This window comes from Cellulomonas bogoriensis 69B4 = DSM 16987 (assembly GCF_000767165.1).
Taxonomy (GTDB): domain Bacteria; phylum Actinomycetota; class Actinomycetes; order Actinomycetales; family Cellulomonadaceae; genus Actinotalea; species Actinotalea bogoriensis.
In genome coordinates this window covers 1-485 of record NZ_AXCZ01000464.1, presented here as the reverse complement: position 1 = coordinate 485, position 485 = coordinate 1, and the positions used below count along the sequence as shown (strand labels likewise).

The following is a 485-nucleotide window of genomic DNA, read 5'->3' as shown; positions in this document are numbered from 1 at the left end:
GCATACCCGCGGAACGGGTCCAGGGCGGCGTGCTCCACGGTCCCGGTGAACCCCTCGGGCTGGGCGGCCAACCACCTGGAGTAGGCGGTCCCAGACCGGCCAGGGACCACGTCCAGCAACCGCGCCTGGACGTTCCCGGCCTGGTCGCGGGTCAGGTCGACCATCGAGATCACCGCCCGGTCCCCACCGTGGTGCGAGGGCTTCCAGATGTGCTCGTCGACCCCCAGGGTGACCACCCCGTCCATCCGGGCCGGGTCCGCCAGGCGCCGGATCGCCTCGGCCTCGATCGCGTCCCAGGCCGTGTGCCAGTCCACACCCAGGTGGCGGGCCAACGCGGCGACGGTGGTGTCGTCGTGGGCCAGCGCGTCAGTCGCCCAGGTGATCGCCCGGACAGTGAGCTTGGCCCGCGGCGCGATCAACTCGTGGGTCTCGGAGAACGTCGCGACCGCGCACCCCGCGACGGGGCAGCGCCAGACCCGCTTGCG

At 73.2% G+C, this 485-nt stretch carries 1 protein-coding gene; it reads right to left on the bottom strand.

Features of this window, described 5'->3' with window-relative positions; all coding sequences use genetic code 11:
- On the bottom strand, positions 1-485 hold a 485-nt coding region (locus N869_RS16035), incomplete at both ends, for a helix-turn-helix domain-containing protein (RefSeq protein WP_035063408.1).